Raw genomic sequence first — 23,002 nt, forward strand, 5'->3', positions numbered from 1 at the left:
GTTAACACACTGTTATTTTAAGTCCTGTGGGATTTTACATACAGGAATAGGTCTCATCTTGTGTTGGTTAAGAAAATTCAATCTTTTAAAAATCGTAAAAACTTTTAATTTTCTGTCTGTAAAGTCGTTTTCGGTTTTGCCACTTTCAATTTGTTCCATAGCCCATTCCAATTCATCGTAACTTGCACCAATTTGATCTTCATCACTTCTGTCGTCTCCAAAAAGCCCATCAGTGGGTTTTGCCACTAAAATACTATCTGGAACTTTAACGTATTTAGCTAATTGTCGAACTTCACTTTTAAGTAAATCAGCAATCGGACTCAAATCAACGCCTCCATCACCATATTTTGTGTAAAACCCAACACCAAAATCTTCTACCTTATTACCAGTTCCAGCTACTAAATAGCCATGAATTCCGGCTAAATAATATAATGTAGTCATTCGCAATCTAGCTCTTGTGTTAGCTAAAGATAAATTATAAGCCGCTTCGTTATCCGAGGTTGGTACATCGTTTTTAAAGGTTTCAAAAGTTGGCGTTAAGTCAACTCTTGAATTGGTTGCATTTGGAAATCGTTTTTTTAATTGATTAATATGCTCATTTGCTCGATTAACATGGCTTTCTGCTTGATGTATGGGCATTTCTACGCATAATGTTGGTAGACCTGTTTGCGCACATAGGGTAGAAGTTAGTGCACTATCAATTCCTCCTGATATTCCAACAACAAAACCCTTGACTTTTGCGTTAGTAGCATAGTCAAGTAACCATTTCACTATATGATTGTTAATTTTTTCTGCTTGAAATTGTGTTGAATCTATCATGATTTTTAAGAATAATTTATACTATTAAACGTATATTTGCAACTTGATTTATTTTCCATAAAAATATAAATTTTTTTACTATGAAGAAGTATTTCTTTCTATTTATATTAGCTTTAACAATTGTTTCGTGTAAAAAAGAAACAAAACAAGAAGTTGATGTTTCAGCAATTCCTGTGAGTTTTAAAATTGAACGTTTTGATCAAAAATTTTATACTTCTGAGCCTCAAGATTTGCCAAAACTTAAAGCTGAATATCCATTTTTGTTCCCAGAAATATATGCAGATACTGTTTGGATAAATAAAATGAAAGATCCAATTTCAAGAGAATTATTTAATGAGGTGCAAAAAAAATATGTTTCATTGGAGAAATTGGAGCCTCAAATTGAAGATTTATTAAAACATGTTAAATATTATTTTCCCGAAAAGAAAATACCTAGAGTAATTACTGTCATTACTGAAGTTGACGTAGATGCTAAAGCTATTTTTGTAGATGATTATTTATTTATTTCGTTAGATTGTTATTTAGGAAATGAACATCGTTTTTATGAAACATTTCCAGAATACAAAAGAATTGAATTTGAAGAATCTCAAATTTTACCAGACATTGTTAGTAGTTTTTCTTATGGTAAAATTGCTCCACCAAAAAATAGAACATTACTTTCTTTGATGATTTATAAAGGAAAGGAATTGTATATGAAAGATTTATTAATTCCAGATGTATCTGATTTTGATAAAATTGCTTACACAGAAGATAAATATAGATGGTGTCAAGAGAATGAGTCTGAAATATGGAGTAATTTTATTGAGAATAAATTATTGTATGACACAAACCCAAAAAATGAACAGCGTTTTATGAACGAAGCTCCATTCTCTAAATTTTATTTAGAAATCGACAATGAATCACCAGGAAGAGTTGGTGCTTGGGTTGGTTGGCAAATCGTTAGAAGTTATGCAGAAAATCATCCAGATGTTAAATTACAAGAATTACTGGCAATGGATGCAAAAAAAATATTTGAAGAATCAAAATACAAACCAAAAAAGTAATGGCAAATAAAAAATCAGAAATAAAATTCTTAGTAGAATTAGACGAAAATAAAATTCCAGAAAAATTAAGATGGACAGCACAAGATGGTGGTGTTGAATTAGAAGAAACGAAAGCAATTATGTTGGCTATTTGGGATAATAAAGCCAAAGAATCTTTAAGAATCGATTTATGGACAAAAGATATGCCGGTAGATGAAATGAAACAATTTTTTCACCAAACATTAGTCGCTATGGCCGACACTTATAATAGAGCAACAGCAGACGAAAAAATGACAGCAACAATGAAAGATTTTTGCGATTATTTTGCAGAAAAATTAGAGTTGACTAAATAAAACTTAAAAAGTATAACCTATTCTTAAACTCAAATCTACATAAATATCTTGCCTTTTTCCATTAAAGTCTTTAGGGTAGAAATTTGGGCCTAAACCAAAACTTGTTTCAAAAGTTAAATGGTTGTTGTAGGTTCTTTTAATTCCCCATTTTGGAAGAATGGCAAATGTAGATACGTAATCTATGTTTTCGTTGCTTGAATATAAAGTTTGATTTGAGTTGTAAATAGAATAGATGGAAAAATAATTACCACTATTTTTTTTAATGTTTTTTCCTTTGCGTAATCTTTTGTTTAGGTTATAATACCAACGAGGTTCAATACTCAATGATGGAAATATGGTAGTATATGTTTTGTCATAACCAGTGGAAAAACCTAATTGAATTCCAATTTCACTTCTTAAACTAATTGGATTACTTAATTTGTATTCATTATGACCCCATAATCCAATAAGTCCAGTTTGAATTCCAAAATTTGACTTTTCAACACTAGCAATAGTGTCTTGAGCAATACTTTTTTGAATGAACATAAAAGCAAATAGAAGTAATATTATTTTTTTCATAAATTAAAATTCATTCATGTTTTTAAACATATCCTGATTTACATCATCAATAAACTCTAAAACACCTTCTCTACCAAGTCCTTCTGTAGATGAAGTTGTAAAATATTGAGGCATTTCAGCCCAGTTATTGGCTAATAATTTCTTTTTATAAGCGGCAATATGTGAATCGACTTTAGTTTTCCCAATTTTATCAGCTTTAGTAAAAATGATACAAAAAGGAACTTCGGTTTCTCCTAAATAAGTAATGAATTCCAAATCTATTTTTTGTGCTTCTAAACGAATATCAATCAAAACAAAAGCACATACTAATTGCTCTCTTTTTTCAAAATAATCTGTAATAAACTGTTGAAAAACAGCTTTGGTTTTCTTTGACACCTTAGCATAACCATAACCTGGTAAATCAACTAAATACCAATTATTATTGATTTTAAAATGGTTGATTAGCTGAGTTTTTCCTGGTCTAGCAGAAGTTTTTGCCAATTTTTTTCGCTCTGTCAACATGTTTATCAAAGATGATTTCCCAACATTAGAACGACCAATGAACGCATATTCTGGTAAAGGTTCATTCGGACATTTAATAACTTCTGAGTTACTTATTATAAATTCGGCTGTATTGATTTTCATTGTATGTAAAATAAAATTCCCCAATTAAAGGGGAATAATGTTATAAGTTGTGTTTTTGTAGCCAGTTTAATAAAATGTCATTAAATTCTTCTGGTCTTTCCATCATGGCTGCATGGCCACATTTGTCAATCCAAAATAATTCAGAATTTGGCAATAATTTATCAAATTCTTCGGCTACATTTGGAGGTGTCACTTTATCGTTTTTTCCCCAAATAATACAAGTTGGAGTTTCCATTTTAGGCAAATCTGCTGCCATATTATGGCGAATGGCACTTTTAGCAATAGTTAATGTTTTAATTAATTTAATTCTATCATTAACAGTTGCAAATACTTCATCAATTATTTCTTTTGTGGCAATTTTTGGATCATAAAAAACATCTTCAGCTTTCTTCTTAATGTATTCATAATCTCCACGTTTAGGATAACTTTCTCCCATTGCACTTTCATATAATCCAGAACTTCCTGTAATCACTAAGCCTTTCATTAATTCAGGATACATTTTTGTATGATATAAAGCGATATGGCCACCAAGTGAATTTCCCAATAATATAACTTTATCTAGTTTTTTGTGAATAATAAAATCATGAACAAATTTTGAAAATGCTTTTACATTGGTTTTTAAGATACTTTGACTGTAAATAGGCAATAAAGGAATAATTACTTTATAGCCTTTTGAGGGTAAAAAATTGGTTACACCATCAAAGTTACTCAAGCCGCCCATTAAGCCATGAAGCACTATTACTGGTGTTCCTTCACCAACTTCATAGTAGGTATATTTTTTTTCTTTTTTTAACATAAAAAAATTTCGTATTAGAAATATGTGCAAATATAAGACTTTTAAAAACAGTTAAACAAAAAAATAATAGTTAGAAATATTTGTTATTTTCCTACAAAATTTAATGACAAATATTTAATAGTTAGCTTATTAACAAATTGAAAATTTGGTTCATAACTTCAAAGTATAGGTTTTAACTTTTATTTAATAATCGTAGAAGCTAAGTATTTGGTCGAGTTGTCAAGTTTTTCAAATTTTTCAAATTTTCATTTCATCCCATTTTTTAGTCAAAACAACTATAAACTTATCAACAAAGTGGTAGATAGTGGTAAATAGTGGTAAAAAATTTCTATTTTTGTCATTATTAAAGTCAAAATCCCATTGTGAATACACTAATTGGAACATATGAATGTAAGGTAGATGCCAAAGGAAGGCTTATGATACCAGCGTCACTAAAGAAACAGTTTACTTCTTTAGAGGATGGTTTTGTATTGAAGCGTTCTGTTTTTCAGCCTTGTTTAGAATTGTTTCCAATGAGTGAGTGGAATATAATGATGGCTAAGATCAACAAGTTGAATCGATTTGTAAAAAAGAACAATGATTTCATTAGAAGATTTACTGCAGGTGTAAAAGTTGTGGAAATTGATGCTACTGGAAGGTTGTTGATTCCAAAAGACTTAATTGTTTTTGGTCAAATTGAAAAAGATTTGGTGTTGTCTTCAGCTGTGAATATTATTGAAATTTGGGATAAAACTTTATATGAAAACGCAATTGAAAATGCTACTGACGATTTTGCTGATTTAGCAGAAGAGGTAATGGGTGGCCAAAATGAAAACGAAGATGGAATATCATAATCCAGTATTATTGAAGGAGACGGTTGATGGATTAAATATTCATCCAGATGGGGTATATGTTGATGTTACTTTTGGAGGTGGTGGTCATTCAAGAGAAATGATTTCAAGACTAGGAGTAAATGGGAAATTATTTGCTTTCGATCAAGATTTAGATGCTTTGGAAAATGCGCTTGATGATAACAGATTCAAATTAATAAATGAAAATTTTAGATTTATAAAAAGGTTCTTGCGTTTTCACGGAATAAAACAAGTAGATGGAATTTTAGCTGATTTAGGCGTTTCATCACATCAATTTGATGTAGCAGAAAGAGGATTTTCAACTCGTTTTGAAGCGGAATTAGATATGCGAATGAATCAGAAAGGAGAGCTTTCAGCATATCACGTTATTAACGAATATGAAGAAGCTGCTTTAAAAAGTGTTTTGTTAGAATTCGGGGAATTAAAAAATGCTGGAGCAATGGCAAATGTTATTGTAAATGCAAGAAAAGAAACTCCAATTAAAAATTCTGAACAATTAAAAGAAATTTTAAGCCGCTTTTTGCCAGGTCATAAAAGCAATAAAATATTAGCTCAAATTTATCAAGCAATTCGAATAGAAGTAAATCAAGAAATGGAAGCTTTAAAAGAATTTTTAACTCAATCTCTAGAAATTCTTAAACCAGGTGGAAGATTAAGTGTGATTTCATATCATTCTTTAGAAGATAGGCTTGTAAAGCGATTTGTAAAAAATGGAATGTTTGAAGGAGAACCTGAAAAAGATTTCTTCGGAAATTTTGAAGTGCCCTTCAAAACAATCGAAAAGTTAATAATTCCGTCTAAAGAAGAGATTGCGATTAATAATAGAGCAAGAAGTGCAAAATTAAGAGTAGCCGAAAAAAAATAACAATATGTTTTCGCAATAAATAACAAGTTTTTGTAAAGAAAACCTTCAAGAATAAAAAGCGATATCATATCTATAAAAAATAAACTTTTACATACATGAAAGCAAATATTTACAGTTTGTTAAAAGCAAAATTTTTGGTGAGTGATGACTCGTTAAAGAACTGGAAGTTTATTGTGTTTCTAATTGTTTTAGCCATGATAATGATTGCAAATAATCATAGATATGACGCTAAGAATTATAGAATTACTGAGTTGACCAACGAAGTTAAAGAACTGCGATCAAAATTTGTAGACACTCGTTCTGATTTAATGAAGCTTAAAATGGAATCTACAATTACAACAAAAATGGAAGCTAGAGGCATAAGACCTTCTGAAGTTTCGCCCCAAAAAATAAAAGTTTTAAAAACAGAAGAAAAAAGTATAGTTGATAAAATATGGCAATAGAGGAAAAAAATAATTCATTAAGAATGTATTTGGTTGCAGGTATCATGTTTGTGATAGCTGTTCTCGTTGTTATTAAGTTAACCAATATTCAATGGGTTGATGGGCCCTATTACCGTCAATTGGCTAAAGATTTAACGGTTAAAAATTTTCAGATTCCTTCGAACAAAGGAAATATTTATTCTTCTGACGGAAGTTTATTAGCCACATCAATTCCAGAATATACAGTTCGTTTTGATGCAATAGCTCCAAAAAAGGAGGATTTTGAAGAAAACGTAAGCATGCTTGCAGATTCATTATCTATTCTTTTACAAAAACCGGCAGGTCAAATTTTAACAGAATTAAGAAGAGCAAGAGCTTCACAAAATAGATACTTATTAATAGCTAGAAAATTAAGCTATACCGAGTATATGAAGATTAAAGGATTTCCATTGTTTAACAAAGGGACTTATAAAGGAGGAATCATTACGGAACAGAAAACCGTTCGCGAGCATCCAATCGGAAAAATTGCTGAAAGAACTATTGGTTATGAAAGATTAAATGCTGACGGATCAACAAATGGGAAAGGAATTGAATATGCCTTTAAAAAATATCTAGACGGAAGTAATGGCCATAGAATGATGCAGAAAATCGCAAAAAACCAATGGAAACCAATTAGTGATGTTAATGAATTGGAGCCTCAAGATGGTTATGATATTATTTCAACAATAGATGTTTATATCCAAGATATAGCCCATCATGCTTTGTTAAAACAATTAGAATATTACCAAGCAGATCACGGTTGTGTAGTAGTAATGGAAACAAAAACGGGTGAAGTAAAAGCAATTTCAAATCTAGGAAGAGATGAAGACGGAACTTATTACGAAACTCAAAATTATGCTGTAGCTGAATCAACAGAACCGGGCTCTACCTTCAAGTTGGTAGATTTAATTGCTTTATTGGATGATAAAAAAGTAGATACTAGCAAGGTATACGATACGCAAGGTGGAGTTGTGAAGTATTATGGAAAATCAGTTCGTGATTCTCATAAAGGAGGTTATGGAAAAATTTCTTTAGCTAGAGGATTTGAACTTTCGTCAAATACCGTTCTAGTGCAAGCAGTTTATGACAATTATAAAGATAATCCAAGCGAATTTGTAAATAGAATTAATAGTTATGGTCTAAATAAGCCTTTGGGATTGCAATTTATTGGAGAAGGAAAGCCATTTATCCCACAACCAGGAAAGAAAGGTTGGAGTGGAACAACTTTGCCTTGGATGGCATATGGCTATAATGTGTCAGTAACTCCGTTGCAAACTTTATCACTTTACAATGCTATAGCTAACGATGGAAAAATGATTAAGCCCTTTTTTGTAAAGGAAATTAAAGAATGGAATAAATCAATTCAAAAATTTGAAACAGAAGTAATCAATGAAAAAATATGTTCTGATGAAACCCTAAAAAAGGTAAGAGCAATTTTGTCGAATGTGGTTAAAAAAGGAACGGGTTCAAAATTGTATTCGCCAAATTTTTCGATGGCCGGAAAAACAGGAACCGTTCAAATGAATTATAGAGATAAATCTAAACTTTATTACGCTTCTTCTTTTGTTGGGTATTTTCCTGCTGACGAGCCAAAATATTCTTGCATTGTAGTTGTGCATAAACCAAATGTAGAATCAGGTTATTATGGTGCTGATGTTGCTGGACCAGTTTTTAAACGTATTGCACAAAAAATATATACCGATGCTCCTTCGACAAATGAGGTTAAGCAACTAGATAATAAAATTCCAAGCCAAGAAAAATCATATGCTAAATTATATGATGTAAAAACAAGTGAGAATATAATGCCAAATGTAAAAGGAATGCCCGTTATGGATGCTATTGTTCTTTTGGAAAATCTTGGGTTAAAAGTAAAAGTAATTGGAAGTGGAAAAGTTGTAAGACAATCAGTAGACAAAGGGCAAAGATTCAATAAAAATCAAGTTATAACATTAGAATTATCGTGAAAATTTTAAAAGACATATTATACAAAGTAGCCATTGAAGCCGTAAAAGGTTCAACAGATGTAGCTATAAATTCAATAGATTTTGATTCAAGAAAAATCTCATTGAATGATGTATTTGTAGCTATAAGAGGTTCGGTTTCTGATGGACATAATTATATTGAAAAAGCAGTAAATCAAGGAGCAATCGCAGTAGTATGTGAAGAATTTCCTGAAAGAATAATCAATGGTGTGACTTACATTCAAGTAAAAAACACCAACGAAGCTTTAGCCTTTTTAGCAAACAATTTTTACGAAAATCCTTCTTCACAGTTAAGATTAGTCGGAATTACAGGAACAAACGGAAAAACAACAGTTGCTTCATTACTATATCAATTATTTAAAAAAGCTGGTTACAAAGTTGGATTACTTTCAACCGTAAAAATCCTTGTAGATGAACATGAATATAAGGCAACTCATACAACTCCAGATTCGCTAACAATCAATCATTACTTAAACGAAATGGTTAATGAGGGTTGTGAATTTTGTTTTATGGAAGTAAGCTCACATGGAATTCACCAAAAACGTACAGAAGGGTTGAAGTTTGAAGGTGGAGTTTTTACCAATTTATCTCACGATCATTTAGATTATCATAGCTCATTTGCTGAATATAGAGATGTAAAAAAAGCTTTTTTTGATGGTTTGTCTAAAAGTGCCTTTGCTTTAACGAATGTTGATGATAAAAACGGAAGTGTAATGCTTCAAAATACAAAAGCTAGAAAATTGTCTTATGCTTTAAAGTCTTATGCAGATTATAAAGCACAAATATTAGAAAGTCAATTAACAGGTTTGTTGTTAAAAATTAATGACAACGAAGTTTGGGTAAAACTTATCGGAAACTTCAATGCCTATAATATGTTAGCTATTTATGGAGTAGCTATTGAATTGGGAATAGAAAAAATTGAAGCATTACGCTTGTTAAGTGAATTAGTAAGTGTAGCTGGAAGATTTCAATTTATCATTTCAAAATCAAAAATCACAGCCATAGTCGATTATGCTCACACACCTGATGCACTTGAAAATGTTTTGCAGACCATTTCAGAAATCAGAACTAAAAACGAACAATTAATTACAGTTGTAGGTTGCGGTGGAGATAGAGATAAAACAAAACGACCCATAATGGCAGAAGTCGCTTCTAGAATGAGCGATAAAGCTATTTTGACTTCAGATAATCCAAGAACAGAAGTTCCTGAAGCTATTATCGAAGACATGGAAAAAGGGGTTGAACCTCAGAATTTTAAGAAAACAGTTTCAATTGTGGATAGAAAGCAAGCTATAAAAACCGCTTGTATTATGGCAAATGAAAACGATATAATCCTAATTGCAGGAAAAGGTCACGAAAACTACCAAGAAATAAATGGTGTTAGACAAGATTTTGATGATTTAAAAATAGTAACCGAGTTATTAACCCAACTAAACAAATAATAGATGCTATATTATCTTTTCCATTATTTAGAAAATAATTTTGATGTTCCAGGAGCAGGTCTGTTTCAGTTTATCACTTTTCGATCTGCATTGGCTATTATTTTGTCATTGTTAATCTCTACAGTTTTTGGTAAAAGAATCATCAATTTTTTACGCAATCAACAAGTTGGAGAAACAGTAAGAGAGTTAGGTTTAGAAGGTCAAAAAGAAAAAGCAGGTACACCAACAATGGGTGGAATTATTATAATTATAGCAACACTTGTACCGGTTCTATTACTAGCTAAATTGGATAATATTTATGTGATTTTACTAATTGTTACAACTCTTTGGATGGGAACTATTGGTTTCATAGATGATTACATCAAAATTTTCAAAAAAGACAAACAAGGTTTAAAAGGAATTTTCAAAGTTATTGGTCAAGTTGGTTTAGGATTAATTGTGGGAAGTGTTTTGTATTTCAATGAAGGTGTTACGGTTCGAAAAGATACAGCTGAAACTAGAATCACTGCTTCAAACACAGCTTTAAAATCAATGCTGGAAGAAAAGTCTACGGCTACAACTATACCATTTTTCAAAAACAATGAGTTTGATTATGCAGAAGTATTAAGCTTCATGGGTGATGGTTACGAGAATTGGGCTTGGATAATCTTTATTCCAGTTGTTATTTTTATTATCACTGCCGTTTCAAATGGAGCAAATCTTACAGACGGAATCGATGGTCTAGCTGCGGGAACTTCAGCCATCTCAGTAATAGCACTTGGTATTTTTACATTCGTTTCGGGTAATATCATTTTATCAGATTATCTAAATATAATGTATATCCCAAATTCGGGTGAAATGACTGTTTATATAGCTTCATTTATTGGAGCTTTAATCGGTTTTTTATGGTACAACTCCTATCCAGCATCAGTTTTTATGGGTGATACAGGAAGTCTAACTATTGGTGGAATCATTGCGGTTTTAGCTATTTCTGTTAGAAAAGAATTATTGCTTCCTATTTTATGTGCCATCTTTTTTGCTGAAAATTTATCAGTAATCATACAGGTTAGTTATTTCAAATACACTAAAAAACGATTTGGTGAAGGTAGAAGAGTTTTTCTCATGTCACCATTACATCATCATTATCAAAAAAAAGGATATCACGAAAGTAAAATTGTAACGCGATTTTGGATTGTTGCCATTATGCTTTCAATTCTAGCTATTGTAACCTTAAAACTAAGATAACATGAAAAGACTTGTAATACTTGGTGGTGGAGAAAGTGGTGTAGGAACAGCAATTCTTGGAAAGAAAAAAGGATATGATGTTTTTGTATCCGATTTCGGAAAAATAAAAAGTAACTATAAAGAAGTTCTTGGCCTAAATAAAATTAATTGGGAAGATGAAAAGCATACAGAAGAATTAATTCTGAATGCAGACATCGTTATGAAAAGTCCAGGTATTCCTGAAAAAGCACCAATAGTTAAAAAGCTAATAGAAAAAGGTATTCCAGTTATTTCAGAAATTGAATTTGCCTATCAATATACAGATGCTATTACAATTGGTATTACAGGAAGTAATGGAAAAACAACAACAACATTATTGACTTATCACTTATTAAAACAAGGGGGTTTAAATGTCGGTTTAGCAGGAAATATTGGAAAGAGTTTTGCTTGGCAAGTAGCAGAAGATAAAGTAGATGTATATGTATTAGAATTAAGCAGTTTTCAGTTAGACGGAATTGTTACTTACAAACCACATATTGCAGTTATAACAAACATAAGTCCAGATCATTTAGACAGATATAATTATGATTATGGATTATACATTGAGTCAAAATTTAGAGTGACTTTAAACCAAACAGAAGACGATTATTTAATATATGATGATGACGATGAAGCTATTTCAATATGGCTAAAGAATAATAAAATAAAAGCAAAAAAATTACCTTTTTCATTAAAACACAAAGTCGAAGAAGGAAGCTATTTAGAAAACAAAACCCTTTATAATATCACAAACAACAAACAAATCAATATGTCAACAACAAATTTATCACTAGACGGAATGCATAATGTCAAGAACGCAATGGCTGCTACAACTATTGCACAGTTAATGAACATTAGAAAACAAACAATCAGAGAGAGTTTGTCAAACTTCCAAGGAGTAGAACATCGTTTAGAAAAAGTGCTAAAGATTGAAAATGTTCAATACATCAACGATTCAAAAGCGACCAACGTTAATGCCACCTTTTTTGCCCTAGAAAGTATGGAAACTCCAACTGTATGGATTGTCGGTGGAGTTGATAAAGGAAACGACTATTCTGAGTTAACAGCTTTAGTAAATGAAAAAGTGAAAGCTATCATTTGTTTAGGTGTTGATAACAAAAAAATTATCGATTCTTTCAATAATATTGTTGATATTATGGTTGAAACGAATTCTATGGAACAAGCTGTAAAAGTAGCTCAAAAAATTGCAGAAAGAGGAGATACAGTTTTATTGTCACCTGCTTGTGCAAGTTTTGATTTGTTTGAAAATTATGAAGACAGAGGAAATAAATTTAAAAGCGCTGTAAGAGGATTATAATGAACGAATTTATTAATAACTTAAAAGGAGACAAAGGAATTTGGGCATTAGTTTTTTTACTAGCTCTTATTTCATTTATGCCTGTATATAGTGCAAGTACAAATCTTGTCTATGTAATAGGTAAAGGCTCTACATTGGGTTATCTAGTAAAACATTTGGGTCATTTGTTTTTAGGGTTTTGTATCATTTATTTTGTGCATAAAATGCCCTATCATTACACTAAAGCCTTGTCAATGTTGTTGATGCCTTTAGTTGTTGTTTTGTTGATTTATACTATGTTTCAAGGAACAACCATTGGTGGTGCAAATGCAAGCCGTTGGATAAGTATTCCTTTTGTTGGATTGAGTTTTCAAACTTCTTCATTAGCATTTATTGTTTTAATGGTATATGTAGCCAAATATTTAGCAAAAATCAAAGAAAAAGAATTCACTTTCAAATCTTCATTGATTGAATTATGGATGCCTGTTTTTTTGGTCTTGATTTTAATTTTACCAGCTAATTTTTCAACCACAGCCTTAATTTTCGCAATGGTTTGTATGTTGGTTTTTATTGGACAATATCCTATAAAATACCTAGCGGCAATTATTGGTGCTGGAATAGTGATGTTGACTTTGTTTATAGTAATGGCAAAAGCATTTCCGGATGCAATGCCAAATCGAGTTAAAACTTGGGAAAGTCGTATCGAACGTTTCTCAAGCAATAAAACGGATGAAGATAATTACCAAATTGATAAAGCAAAAATTGCAATTGCTTCAGGAAGAATTTATGGACTTGGTCCAGGGAAAAGTGTTCAGAAAAACTTTTTGCCTCAATCATCTTCTGATTTTATTTATGCAATTATTGTAGAAGAATACGGACTTATTGGCGGACTAGGCATATTGTTCGTTTATATGTTGTTGTTCTTTAGATTTATCGTTTGTGCACATAAAGCTTCATCATTTTATGGTAAATTGTTAATTATAGGTTTGGGGTTTCCAATTATATTCCAAGCTTTAATCAATATGGGTGTTGCAGTTGAGTTGTTGCCTGTAACCGGACAAACATTGCCTTTAATAAGTAGTGGGGGAACTTCTATTTGGATGACTTGTGCAGCCATTGGAGTTATCTTAAGTGTGAGTAAAAAGGACGAAGAAGTTGCAGCTGATTTGCAAGAATCTGAAAAACGAAATGAAGCTTTACAAAGAATAATAGATAAAGAAATTGAGCTAGAAGACGAAAGGGAAGATGAACAAAAAGAGTTAAAGAAAGAATCAAGTAAAAATCCTTTAGAACCCATATTAAATCAATAATAATGAGTGTCAAAAAATTCATAATAAGTGGCGGTGGGACAGGTGGACATATCTATCCTGCAATCGCTATTGCCGATGAATTAAAAAATAAATTTCCAGATGCTGAATTCCTGTTTGTAGGGGCAAAAGACAAAATGGAAATGCAGAAAGTGCCTCAAGCAGGCTATAAAATAAAAGGTCTTTGGATTGCAGGTTTACAACGAAAATTGACGTTAAAAAACGCACTGTTTCCATTTAAACTAAGTTCTAGTTTATGGAAGTCATTCTTAATTTTAAAAAAATTTAAACCAGATGTGGTAATCGGAACTGGAGGTTTTGCATCTGGTGCTGTACTAAAAATGGCTACTGTTTTAAATATTCCAACATTAGTTCAAGAACAGAATTCTTATCCTGGAATTACAAATAAGTTGTTGGCTAAAAAAGCAAGTTCAATTTGCGTGGCTTATGAAAATTTAGAGCGTTTTTTTCCAAAAGAGAAGACCAAATTAACCGGCAATCCTGTTCGTCAAGATTTAATTTCGGTTGACAAAAATAGAACGGAAGCCATAGCTTATTTCAATTTAGATAAAACTAAAAAAACAGTATTGGTTCTAGGTGGAAGTTTAGGAGCTAGAAGAATCAACCAATTAATAGCGCAAGAATTAGAATTTTTTTTAAAGTGTGATGTTCAAGTAATTTGGCAATGTGGAAAGCTATATCACGATCAATATCATAATCTTAGTGCTGCAAATGTTCAAGTAGTTTCGTTTATTGATAGAATGGATTTGGTTTATGCAGCAGCAGATTTTATAATTTCACGTTCTGGTGCATCATCAGTTTCTGAATTATGTATCATAGGAAAACCAACAATTTTCATTCCTTCACCAAATGTAGCTGAAGATCATCAAACCAAAAATGCAAATGCAATTTGTGATAAAAACGGTGCGATTTTAATCAAAGAATCAAATCTAGATAATGATTTTGAAACTATTTTTAAAGAAATGATTTCAGATGAAGAAAAACAAAAGACTTTAAGTCAAAATATAAAAAAGCTAGCCTTACCAAACGCTACAAAAGATATTGTTAAGGAGATTGAAAAGCTATTAAATTAGGCTATATTATAAATCATTGCCGTTTGGTTTTAGCCAACGAAAGAATAACAAAATATGAACATAAACCAAATACATAACATCTATTTCATAGGCATCGGAGGCATCGGAATGAGTGCTTTGGCTCGCTATTTTAAAAATATTGGAAAAAATGTAAGTGGCTATGATAAAACACAAACGCAACTAACAAAAGAATTACAACAAGAAGGTATTGAAGTTCATTTTGAAGATAACATCGATTTAATTCCAAAAGATTATTATGTAGAAAATACGTTGGTCGTTATTACACCAGCTGTTCCGGTTTTACATTCTGAATGGAATTATTTCAACGAAAGAAATTACACGGTTAAAAAACGTGCAGAAGTACTTGGGTTAATTACAAAAGACACTTTTTGTTTCGCAGTTGCAGGAACGCATGGAAAAACTACAACATCAAGTATTTTGGCGCATATTTTATTTGATAGTGGTTTAGATGTAACCTCATTTTTAGGTGGAATTGTAGAAAATTACAACTCAAATCTTGTCGGAAACGGAAAAACAATAACAGTAGTGGAAGCTGATGAATTTGACCGTTCGTTTTTACATCTTCATCCAAATATTGCTTGTATTACTTCGATGGATGCTGATCATTTAGATATTTATGGTGATGCTTCTGCTATTGAAGAAAGTTTTAGAGAATTTGCAGCTAAAGTTGAAGATAAATCCAATTTGTTTTATGCAAATGGTTTGGTTCTTGATGGTGTTTCAGTCGGAATAGACGATGATGCTAAAATAATAGCAAAAAACATAAAAATTGAAAATGGATATTATGTATTTGATGCCAAATTTGAAAATGAATTAATCGAAAATATCCAATTTGGATTGCCCGGACATCATAATTTATCTAACGCGCTTATGGCTTTGTCAATGGCAAAAAGATATGGTGTTGAAACGGATAAAATTAAAAAAGCATTAGCTTCTTTTAAAGGAATAAGAAGGCGTTTTTCTTTTCAAATTAGGGAAGAGAAATTAACATACATAGACGATTATGCACATCACCCAACAGAAATAAATGCAGTGCATCAAGCAGTTCGCGAATTGTTTCCAAACCAAAAAGTTTGTGCCGTTTTTCAACCACATTTATTTAGTAGAACAAAAGATTTTGCAGATGATTTTGCAAAAAGCTTGTCAAAGTTTGATGAAGTTCTGTTAATGGAAATTTATCCAGCTCGTGAGTTGCCAATAGAAGGCATAACTTCAACTTGGTTATTAAATAAAATAGAGAATAACAATAAAAAATTAGTTCAAAAAGAAGAAATAAAGGATCAATTAACTAAATCAAACGCAACAGTTTTTGTAACTATTGGTGCTGGTGATTTAGGGGAAATGGTTTCAGAAATAAAAATGACTTTAAGTGAAAAAATTGAATTGGAATAATATACGTTTAGTTCTCATTGTAGTGCTAATGATTTTCTTGTATTCTTTCTCTGGAACCAAAAACCAAGAGCGAAAAATACAGAAGATAAATATTGCTTTCAATGCAGATGATTATCCGTTTTTAAATGAAACGATGGTTAATAACTTGTTAATACAAAATTTTCAAGGTACTTCCAAAGTAAAAAAAGAAAGGGTAGATTTGAACAAGCTAGAAAGTTTGTTGAATGCCAATAAATACGTAGATAATTCTGAGGTTTTTTGTTCGATTGATGGATTTCTTAATGCAAAAATAAAACAGAAAAAACCTATAATTAGAGTTTTTAACGAAAATGGTTCTTACTATTTAGATGATAAAGGAAATAAAGTTCCTTTGTCAGAAAATTTCACACCAAGAGTACCTGTATATTATGGTGTAATTAGTGCTAAGGAAGTAAAACAGCTAGTTAGTCTTTTTAATTTTATTGAAAATGACGAAATGCTAAAACATAATATAGTTGATATAAAAAAAACACAGAAAGGGAATATTATTTTTTCTGTAAGGAATTATGACTATAAAGTGATTTTTGGAACAGAAGCCAACATGGAAACCAAATTCAAAAATTACAAAGCGTTTTTACAACACGCAACAAAAGATACATTGATTAAAAGGTATAAGTCAATCAATTTGATTTTTACAGAACAGGTAATTTGTGCTAAATAATTTGGGTATGGGAAAAGATAACATAGCAGTAGGATTAGACATCGGAACAACAAAAATTGTTGCAATGATTGGTCGCCAAAACGAATACGGTAAACTTGAGATTCTAGGAATAGGAAAATCAAAAAGTTTGGGTGTACATCGTGGTGTGGTGAATAATATCACGCAAACTATTCAGTCTATCCAACAAGCCGTTCAAGAAGCAGAAGCAAATTCAGACTATAAAATTAACGATGTTGTGGTTGGAATTGCAGGTCAACATATTCGTAGTATTCAACACAGCGATTACATCAGTAGGCCAAATGCTGAAGAAGTAATTGGTGATGCAGATATAGATCAATTAATTGGTCAAGTACATAAATTGGCCATGTTGCCTGGAGAAGAAATTATCCATGTTTTGCCTCAAGAATTCAGAATAGACGGTCAAGCCGAAATAAAAGAACCAGTTGGAATGTACGGTTCAAGAGTTGAATCTAGTTTTCACGTGGTTGTTGGTCAAGCTGCTTCAATTAGAAATGTAGGAAGATGCATCAAAAGTGCTGGACTAGATTTGTCAGGATTAACCCTAGAGCCATTAGCTTCGGCTGACGCGGTTTTAAGTCAAGAAGAAAAAGAAGCTGGTGTAGCTTTAATAGATATAGGTGGTGGAACAACAGATTTAGCGATTTTTAAAGACGGAATTATTCGTCATACTGCCGTAATTCCTTTCGGAGGAAATGTTATTACGGAAGATATCAAAGAAGGTTGTTCAATCATCGAAAAACAGGCAGAATTACTAAAAGTAAAATTTGGTTCAGCTTGGCCTGGAGAAAATAAAGACAACGAAATTGTTTCTATTCCTGGATTAAGAGGACGTGAACCGAAAGAGATTTCACTTAAAAATTTATCAAAAATTATTCACGCTAGAGTTGTGGAAATTATTGAGCAAGTTTATGCTGAGATTAAAGAATATGGTCACGAAGACAATAAGAAAAAATTGATCGCTGGTATAGTTTTAACGGGTGGTGGTGCCGAATTAAAGCACATCAAACAATTAGTAGAATATATAACAGGAATGGACACTCGTATTGGTTATCCAAATGAGCATTTAGCTGGAGATTCTGACGAAGAAATATCTAGTCCATTATACGCAACAGCTGTTGGTTTAGTAATGAATAGTATTAGAAATAATACTAAAAGCGCTACACCATTAGTAGAAATGAAAAAAGCAGAAGTTGTTAAACAAACAGAAGTAATTGTCGAAGAAGAGATTGTTGACAATGAAATGGTGACATCAAATAACGACACAGAGAGTACAGAGGGAAAAGTTAAAAGATCATTCTTTGATAAATATATTGAAAAAATTAAAGAATTTTTAGATAACGCTGAGTAGAAATTTTGCAGTATTTGATGAAAATTGGTGCAAAAGAATAAAATAAGAAAAAATTAAAACCCAAAAATATGAGCAACGAATCAGAATTTGGAAACATTTCATTTGATTTACCTAAAAATCAATCGAACGTAATTAAGGTAATAGGTGTTGGTGGCGGTGGAAGCAACGCAATCAACCACATGTTTAAGCAAGGCATAAAAGGAGTTGACTTTATTATCTGTAATACAGATTCTCAAGCACTCGCAAATAGTCCTGTGCCGAATAAAATACAATTAGGTGTAAACCTTACAGAAGGTCTTGGTGCTGGAGCTAATCCAGAAGTAGGACAACAATCTGCTATTGAAAGTATTGATGAAATCGAAAAAATGTTAGATACTAACACAAAAATGATTTTCATCACAGCTGGTATGGGTGGAGGAACCGGAACAGGTGCTGCACCAGTTATCGCTCAATTGGCAAAAGAAAGAGATATTCTTACAGTTGGTATCGTAACAATTCCTTTTCAATTTGAAGGAAAGGTACGACAAGAACAAGCTTTGCAAGGAGTCGAAAGATTGCGTAAACAAGTGGATTCACTTATCGTAATCAACAACAATAAATTAAGAGAAGTATATGGTAATTTAGGTTTCAAAGCTGGATTCTCAAAAGCAGATGAAGTTTTAGCAACTGCTTCAAGAGGAATTGCAGAGGTAATTACACATCACTACACCCAAAATATTGACCTTAAAGATGCTAAAACAGTTCTTTCTAATAGTGGTACAGCTATTATGGGTTCTGCTGTAGCTTCTGGAGATGATAGAGCGAAAATCGCTATTAAAAGCGCATTAGATTCGCCATTGTTAAATGATAATAAAATTACAGGTGCCAAAAATGTATTGCTGCTAATTGTTTCAGGTTCGCAAGAAATTACAATTGATGAAATCGGAGAAATCAATGACTTCATTCAAACTGAAGCAGGTTTCAACGCTAATATTATTATGGGAGTTGGTGAAGATGATTCATTAGAAGATGCAGTTTCTGTAACAATTATTGCAACTGGTTTCAATGCAGAACAACAACACGGAATTGTAAACACAGAACCAAATAGAATTATCCATTCATTAGATGACGAACAAAAAGTCGTTAAAAATTTACTTGATAAGACAAATTTTAATATAGAAGTTGAAGCAGAAGTTGTTAATCCAATTAAAACTGAGTCAACTTCATCAATAACGTCACAAGAAGAAACTGTAGTTTATGAAGAAGCTGAAGAGAAAATTGTTTTCACTTTAGAAGAAGCTAAAGAAGAATTCAATGCAATTGTAGCTCAAGAAAATGAATTAATTGCTACAACCGAAGCTATAAAAAACATTGGAGTTACCTTCGAAATTATTTCTCCACAAACTAAAGAAGAACCAGTTTTCGAAATTACATCAATGCCAAAACCAATCAGAGAAATCGAAGTGGTTGAGCCAGAATTTGTAAAAGCAAAAGAAGATGATTTACTTTTTTCTTTAGATATGTTTGAAGATAAAAAAGAAGTAAATGATAATCAAATTATTTTCAATCTTACGGATGATGCAAAAGAAATTGTAGTAAATGAGCACGTTGAATTTATTCCTGTTACAGAAGTAGAAAAAAACGGAATCATTAAACATTCATTAGAAGAATATTTAGAAAAAGAAAACGAATTATTGACTGCTAAACCAACACAGGTTTCAGAACCAATAAATCCAGAATTAGATATTAAAATAAATACTGTTGAAGCTAAAGAAACAGAAGAGTCAATTTCAAGTCTAGAAAATAGAGATTTAACAGAGTTAACTATTGAAGAAACTTTACGTCTACGTACAGAAGAACGCAAACGTAAAATGAAAGAATTCAATTATAAATTCAATACAAATTCTCGTATAGATGAAATCGAAAGACAACCTGCCTACAAAAGAATGGGAGTTGATTTAGAGTCACCAGAATTAAACAATAATAAGTCTAGAATGTCTCTAGGAAATGATAGTAACGACGATCCCCAATTGCGTTCTAACAATTCCTTCTTGCATGACAACGTAGACTAATGCTCCGTAAACTTAACCTAAAAACCCGTATCGTTTTCAATAACAATACGGGTTTTTTAATTACCTTTGTTCTAGTTTTTAATTAGAACCTATTTCCAGCTTTTCATTACAAGCTTTTTGCACTTATTTGTTTTTTCTAAGCAAAAAAAGGAGCTTCATAAAGTCGCTCTTTTTTCACAAGAAAAAATCAAACAAGCCACAAAAAGGCTTTTCATTGCAATCTGGGGTATTTTTAAATGTCGGATTTTCAGATATTAGATTTTCTGACAACAAACAACATATAACTTACAACAAATAAAAACAAACACAATGAGTTTATCAACAAAAATTATGGACAGTATGAAAGATGCTATGAGAGCAAAAGATACTGTTGCATTAGAAGCATTAAGAGCTGTAAAATCAGAAATATTATTAGCACAAACTTCAGGTTCAGCAGAAGGATTATCCGAAGAAGATGAAATAAAAATTTTACAAAAATTAGTAAAGCAACGTAAAGACAGTGCTGCTATTTTTGCAGAACAAAACAGAAACGATTTAGCTGAACCAGAATTAGCTCAAATAGCTGTAATTGAAAAATTCTTGCCAGCACAAATGTCAGAAGCAGAAGTTGAAGCAGCTGTAGCTAAAATCATTGCAGATGGTAATTTCTCAGGAATGGCATCAATGGGTCAAGTAATGGGAATGGCTTCAAAACAATTAGGTGGAAACTCAGATGGAAAAACAATTTCAACTGTAGTTAAAAAACTTTTAGTTTAATTGAGAATAAAGAGATTAGAGTAATCTTTTCTCTTTCATTTATTTTCTAAAAAAAAGGCTTCGTAGTTCAACTGGATAGAATGACGGATTTCGGCTCCGTTGGTTGCAGGTTCGAACCCTGCCGAGGTCACTTGAAATAAATCCAATCAAATATACTAATTGATTGGATTTTCTTTTTAAAAACCTTCTAAAACTTTCAAAACACCTTTTTTATAACTTCTACTTGTTGGAAAGGAGTTCAATAGTTTCAACTGTAAATAATTCAACATTAATTTTAACACTTTATTAAACAAATATTAAATGGCTAAATGAAAAGAATGCTTTAATTTTGTCGCATGATTAAGAATGTTATGAAATATCTATTTTCATTTTATATAATCCTTTTTATAGGGACGAGTTCTTTATTTGCCAATAGTAAAGATGCTAACAACGACCTTAATCCAACTGAAAAGAATACTTCTGAAATAAGCAATGATAATTTATTTTTAAACTTTCAAACAGTTCATGCAGCATTTGAAAAAGAAAATAATAAAATCCGCGCAACGGATAATGAATTAACTGAAGAAGAAGAATCAATTTCTGAAAAAAGAGAAATTGTAAGTAGTACTTTTTTTAGTTCAGTGCTTTATGCAGAACAATTAGGTTACTTGTGTAACAACATCAAAAAACGTGTTTTTCATAATCAGTTTTTTGAAAATAAACTTTCTAATAAGTTTCAAATCGTATTTTGTGTCTTTAGAATATGATATCTTTTCCTTTAGGTAAAGTATAATTACCAAATTACTATTTCAATAGTTTAAAAATGCTCCTAATCACATTGGTTGAATTCCCATGGATATTTCTTTGCGTGCATTTGTTATACACTTTCTTATTATATATCAAAAAAACAGACCGTTTTAAAACAAATTTACTATGAAAAGAATTCTCATGCTTATGAGTGTTTGTGCATTGTTGTTGCATACAAGCTGCAAAAAAGAAGAAAAAGAAAAAGAAGAAAAAACAGAGTTTTTAGTAACAAACCCAATTGTAAAAGACACTGTTGTTACAAAAGATTATGTTGCACAAATTCAGTCAATTCGTCACATTGAACTAAGAGCTCTTGAAAAAGGATATTTACAGAAAATTTATGTAGACGAAGGTCAATTTGTTAAGCAAGGACAAATCTTGTTTCAAATTATGCCAAACCTTTATAAAGCAGAAATGCAAAAAGCAAAGGCTGAAGCTGATTTTGCACAAATTGAATACAAAAACACCAAAAGACTTGCCGATAGTGATGTTGTTGCGCCAAATGAATTAGCCATGGCTAAAGCGAAATTAGATAAGGCTAATGCAGAATTATCATTGGCTTCAGTTCATTTGCAATTTACAGAAATTAGAGCTCCTTTTGATGGAATTATCGATAGATTTCAAGTAAAATTAGGAAGTTTGGTAGATGAAGGTGATTTGCTTACCAACCTTTCAGACAATAGTAAAATGTGGGTGTATTATAATGTACCTGAAGCAGAATATTTAGACTTCAAAGCAAAACAAACGGATAAAACTAAAACAAATGTTAGCCTGTTAATGGCTAATAATAAATATTTTGATTATCCAGGAATAGTAGAAACTATTGAAGCTGATTTCAATAATGAAACAGGAAATATTTCTTTTAGAGCTACTTTTCCAAATCCAAAAGCACTTTTAAGACATGGTGAAACGGGTAATATTCATGTAACATTACCTTATGAAAATGCAATGTTAATTCCTCAAAAAGCAACTTTTGAAGTACTTGATAAAAAATATGTTTATGTAATTGATAAGAACAATGAGATTAAATCTAGAGAGATTGTTCTTGCTGCTGAATTAGAACATCTTTTCATCATAAAAAGTGGTTTAAAGACATCTGATAAAATACTTCTTGAAGGATTACGTCTTGTGAAAGAGAATCAAAAAATAAACTACAAGTTAGAGAAACCTGAATCCGTTTTGTCTCATTTAGAGCTTTATGCAGAATAATTGAA

At 31.3% G+C, this 23,002-nt stretch carries 22 protein-coding genes and 1 tRNA gene; 19 read left to right on the plus strand and 4 right to left on the minus strand.

Annotated elements, in window-relative coordinates; genetic code table 11:
* Nucleotides 1-12: 12 nt before the first annotated feature.
* A complete protein-coding gene (gene nadE / locus G507_RS0115120; protein WP_026718285.1) occupies nt 13-819 on the minus strand; it encodes an NAD(+) synthase in 807 nt (268 codons plus the stop codon).
* 80 nt (nt 820-899) lie between these two features.
* Here nadE and gldB point away from each other — a divergent pair, with 80 nt between their 5' ends.
* Complete coding sequence (gldB, locus tag G507_RS0115125) at nt 900-1,862, plus strand: gliding motility lipoprotein GldB (RefSeq protein WP_026718286.1); 963 nt, start codon at nt 900-902, stop codon at nt 1,860-1,862.
* Nucleotides 1,862-2,194 (plus strand): gliding motility protein GldC, encoded by a 333-nt coding sequence (gene gldC / locus G507_RS0115130; protein ID WP_026718287.1) that lies wholly within the window; start codon nt 1,862-1,864, stop codon nt 2,192-2,194. Before gldB ends, gldC begins: the two co-directional genes overlap by 1 nt.
* A 3-nt stretch (nt 2,195-2,197) precedes the next feature.
* Here the strand turns inward: gldC and G507_RS0115135 are convergent, their stop codons facing one another.
* From G507_RS0115135 to G507_RS0115145, 3 genes are read right to left on the minus strand one after another with little or no spacing between them, the layout of a single operon-like run.
* Entirely contained in the window at nt 2,198-2,752 is a 555-nt protein-coding gene (locus G507_RS0115135; RefSeq protein ID WP_026718288.1) for a hypothetical protein, read from the minus strand.
* Nucleotides 2,753-2,755: 3 nt separating this feature from the next.
* Nucleotides 2,756-3,376, minus strand: coding sequence for a ribosome biogenesis GTP-binding protein YihA/YsxC (gene yihA / locus G507_RS0115140; protein WP_026718289.1), 621 nt, complete (start codon nt 3,374-3,376; stop codon nt 2,756-2,758).
* Nucleotides 3,377-3,416: 40 nt separating this feature from the next.
* A complete protein-coding gene (locus G507_RS0115145) occupies nt 3,417-4,172 on the minus strand; it encodes an alpha/beta fold hydrolase (RefSeq protein WP_026718290.1) in 756 nt (251 codons plus the stop codon).
* 362 nt (nt 4,173-4,534) lie between these two features.
* On the opposite strand from G507_RS0115145, the gene mraZ reads away from it, so the two are divergent.
* From mraZ to G507_RS0115230, 17 genes are all read left to right on the plus strand, one after another.
* A complete protein-coding gene (gene mraZ / locus G507_RS0115150; RefSeq protein ID WP_026718291.1) occupies nt 4,535-5,005 on the plus strand; it encodes a division/cell wall cluster transcriptional repressor MraZ in 471 nt (156 codons plus the stop codon).
* Entirely contained in the window at nt 4,980-5,888 is a 909-nt protein-coding gene (gene rsmH / locus G507_RS0115155) for a 16S rRNA (cytosine(1402)-N(4))-methyltransferase RsmH (protein WP_211218987.1), read from the plus strand. Before mraZ ends, rsmH begins: the two co-directional genes overlap by 26 nt.
* A gap of 95 nt (nt 5,889-5,983) precedes the next feature.
* Complete coding sequence (locus tag G507_RS0115160; protein WP_026718293.1) at nt 5,984-6,331, plus strand: FtsL-like putative cell division protein; 348 nt, start codon at nt 5,984-5,986, stop codon at nt 6,329-6,331.
* Nucleotides 6,322-8,313, plus strand: coding sequence for a penicillin-binding protein (locus G507_RS0115165; protein WP_026718294.1), 1,992 nt, complete (start codon nt 6,322-6,324; stop codon nt 8,311-8,313). The genes G507_RS0115160 and G507_RS0115165 overlap by 10 nt, the downstream gene beginning before the upstream one ends.
* Nucleotides 8,310-9,773 (plus strand): UDP-N-acetylmuramoyl-L-alanyl-D-glutamate--2,6-diaminopimelate ligase, encoded by a 1,464-nt coding sequence (locus tag G507_RS0115170; protein WP_026718295.1) that lies wholly within the window; start codon nt 8,310-8,312, stop codon nt 9,771-9,773. Before G507_RS0115165 ends, G507_RS0115170 begins: the two co-directional genes overlap by 4 nt.
* A 3-nt stretch (nt 9,774-9,776) precedes the next feature.
* Nucleotides 9,777-10,997, plus strand: a complete 1,221-nt coding sequence (gene mraY / locus G507_RS0115175) for a phospho-N-acetylmuramoyl-pentapeptide-transferase (RefSeq protein ID WP_026718296.1) — start codon at nt 9,777-9,779, stop codon at nt 10,995-10,997.
* A gap of 1 nt (nt 10,998) precedes the next feature.
* The gene (murD, locus tag G507_RS0115180) at nt 10,999-12,333 is read left to right on the plus strand and encodes a UDP-N-acetylmuramoyl-L-alanine--D-glutamate ligase (protein WP_026718297.1); all 1,335 of its coding nucleotides are present in this window, start codon (nt 10,999-11,001) and stop codon (nt 12,331-12,333) included.
* Nucleotides 12,333-13,622, plus strand: a complete 1,290-nt coding sequence (locus G507_RS0115185) for an FtsW/RodA/SpoVE family cell cycle protein (protein ID WP_026718298.1) — start codon at nt 12,333-12,335, stop codon at nt 13,620-13,622. Before murD ends, G507_RS0115185 begins: the two co-directional genes overlap by 1 nt.
* Before the next feature lie 2 nt (nt 13,623-13,624).
* Nucleotides 13,625-14,713, plus strand: coding sequence for an undecaprenyldiphospho-muramoylpentapeptide beta-N-acetylglucosaminyltransferase (gene murG, locus G507_RS0115190; protein ID WP_026718299.1), 1,089 nt, complete (start codon nt 13,625-13,627; stop codon nt 14,711-14,713).
* Between the two features lie 54 nt (nt 14,714-14,767).
* A complete protein-coding gene (gene murC / locus G507_RS0115195; protein WP_026718300.1) occupies nt 14,768-16,126 on the plus strand; it encodes a UDP-N-acetylmuramate--L-alanine ligase in 1,359 nt (452 codons plus the stop codon).
* Entirely contained in the window at nt 16,104-16,826 is a 723-nt protein-coding gene (locus tag G507_RS0115200; protein ID WP_026718301.1) for a cell division protein FtsQ/DivIB, read from the plus strand. The genes murC and G507_RS0115200 overlap by 23 nt, the downstream gene beginning before the upstream one ends.
* Before the next feature lie 7 nt (nt 16,827-16,833).
* Complete coding sequence (ftsA, locus tag G507_RS0115205; RefSeq protein ID WP_026718302.1) at nt 16,834-18,195, plus strand: cell division protein FtsA; 1,362 nt, start codon at nt 16,834-16,836, stop codon at nt 18,193-18,195.
* 68 nt (nt 18,196-18,263) lie between these two features.
* On the plus strand, nt 18,264-20,246 hold the full coding sequence (gene ftsZ / locus G507_RS0115210) for a cell division protein FtsZ (protein ID WP_026718303.1): 1,983 nt from the start codon (nt 18,264-18,266) through the stop codon (nt 20,244-20,246).
* A gap of 309 nt (nt 20,247-20,555) precedes the next feature.
* Nucleotides 20,556-21,002 carry a GatB/YqeY domain-containing protein gene (locus G507_RS0115215; RefSeq protein ID WP_026718304.1) on the plus strand — a complete coding sequence of 149 codons (447 nt, stop codon included), beginning with the start codon at nt 20,556-20,558 and terminating at the stop codon, nt 21,000-21,002.
* Nucleotides 21,003-21,058: 56 nt separating this feature from the next.
* Nucleotides 21,059-21,132 (plus strand) — tRNA-Arg (locus G507_RS0115220).
* A gap of 205 nt (nt 21,133-21,337) precedes the next feature.
* A complete protein-coding gene (locus G507_RS0115225; protein WP_157496627.1) occupies nt 21,338-21,748 on the plus strand; it encodes a hypothetical protein in 411 nt (136 codons plus the stop codon).
* A gap of 166 nt (nt 21,749-21,914) precedes the next feature.
* Nucleotides 21,915-22,997: an efflux RND transporter periplasmic adaptor subunit gene (locus G507_RS0115230; protein ID WP_026718306.1), complete on the plus strand. Its 1,083-nt coding sequence runs from the start codon at nt 21,915-21,917 to the stop codon at nt 22,995-22,997.
* Nucleotides 22,998-23,002: the final 5 nt, after the last annotated feature.

The organism is Flavobacterium gelidilacus DSM 15343 (assembly GCF_000422685.1).
GTDB classification, from domain to species: domain Bacteria; phylum Bacteroidota; class Bacteroidia; order Flavobacteriales; family Flavobacteriaceae; genus Flavobacterium; species Flavobacterium gelidilacus.

Excerpts from the sequence above, each read along its gene's own strand:
- nadE (WP_026718285.1), bottom strand. The coding sequence starts at position 819 with ATGATAGATTCAACACAATTTCAAGCAGAAAAAATTAACAATCATATA.
- gldB (WP_026718286.1), top strand. The coding sequence starts at position 900 with ATGAAGAAGTATTTCTTTCTATTTATATTAGCTTTAACAATTGTTTCG.
- gldC (WP_026718287.1), top strand. The coding sequence starts at position 1,862 with ATGGCAAATAAAAAATCAGAAATAAAATTCTTAGTAGAATTAGACGAA.
- G507_RS0115135 (WP_026718288.1), bottom strand. The coding sequence starts at position 2,752 with ATGAAAAAAATAATATTACTTCTATTTGCTTTTATGTTCATTCAAAAA.
- yihA (WP_026718289.1), bottom strand. The coding sequence starts at position 3,376 with ATGAAAATCAATACAGCCGAATTTATAATAAGTAACTCAGAAGTTATT.
- G507_RS0115145 (WP_026718290.1), bottom strand. The coding sequence starts at position 4,172 with ATGTTAAAAAAAGAAAAAAAATATACCTACTATGAAGTTGGTGAAGGA.
- rsmH (WP_211218987.1), top strand. The coding sequence starts at position 4,980 with ATGAAAACGAAGATGGAATATCATAATCCAGTATTATTGAAGGAGACG.
- G507_RS0115160 (WP_026718293.1), top strand. The coding sequence starts at position 5,984 with ATGAAAGCAAATATTTACAGTTTGTTAAAAGCAAAATTTTTGGTGAGT.
- G507_RS0115165 (WP_026718294.1), top strand. The coding sequence starts at position 6,322 with ATGGCAATAGAGGAAAAAAATAATTCATTAAGAATGTATTTGGTTGCA.
- mraY (WP_026718296.1), top strand. The coding sequence starts at position 9,777 with ATGCTATATTATCTTTTCCATTATTTAGAAAATAATTTTGATGTTCCA.
- murD (WP_026718297.1), top strand. The coding sequence starts at position 10,999 with ATGAAAAGACTTGTAATACTTGGTGGTGGAGAAAGTGGTGTAGGAACA.
- G507_RS0115185 (WP_026718298.1), top strand. The coding sequence starts at position 12,333 with ATGAACGAATTTATTAATAACTTAAAAGGAGACAAAGGAATTTGGGCA.
- murG (WP_026718299.1), top strand. The coding sequence starts at position 13,625 with ATGAGTGTCAAAAAATTCATAATAAGTGGCGGTGGGACAGGTGGACAT.
- murC (WP_026718300.1), top strand. The coding sequence starts at position 14,768 with ATGAACATAAACCAAATACATAACATCTATTTCATAGGCATCGGAGGC.
- ftsA (WP_026718302.1), top strand. The coding sequence starts at position 16,834 with ATGGGAAAAGATAACATAGCAGTAGGATTAGACATCGGAACAACAAAA.
- ftsZ (WP_026718303.1), top strand. The coding sequence starts at position 18,264 with ATGAGCAACGAATCAGAATTTGGAAACATTTCATTTGATTTACCTAAA.
- G507_RS0115215 (WP_026718304.1), top strand. The coding sequence starts at position 20,556 with ATGAGTTTATCAACAAAAATTATGGACAGTATGAAAGATGCTATGAGA.
- G507_RS0115225 (WP_157496627.1), top strand. The coding sequence starts at position 21,338 with ATGATTAAGAATGTTATGAAATATCTATTTTCATTTTATATAATCCTT.
- G507_RS0115230 (WP_026718306.1), top strand. The coding sequence starts at position 21,915 with ATGAAAAGAATTCTCATGCTTATGAGTGTTTGTGCATTGTTGTTGCAT.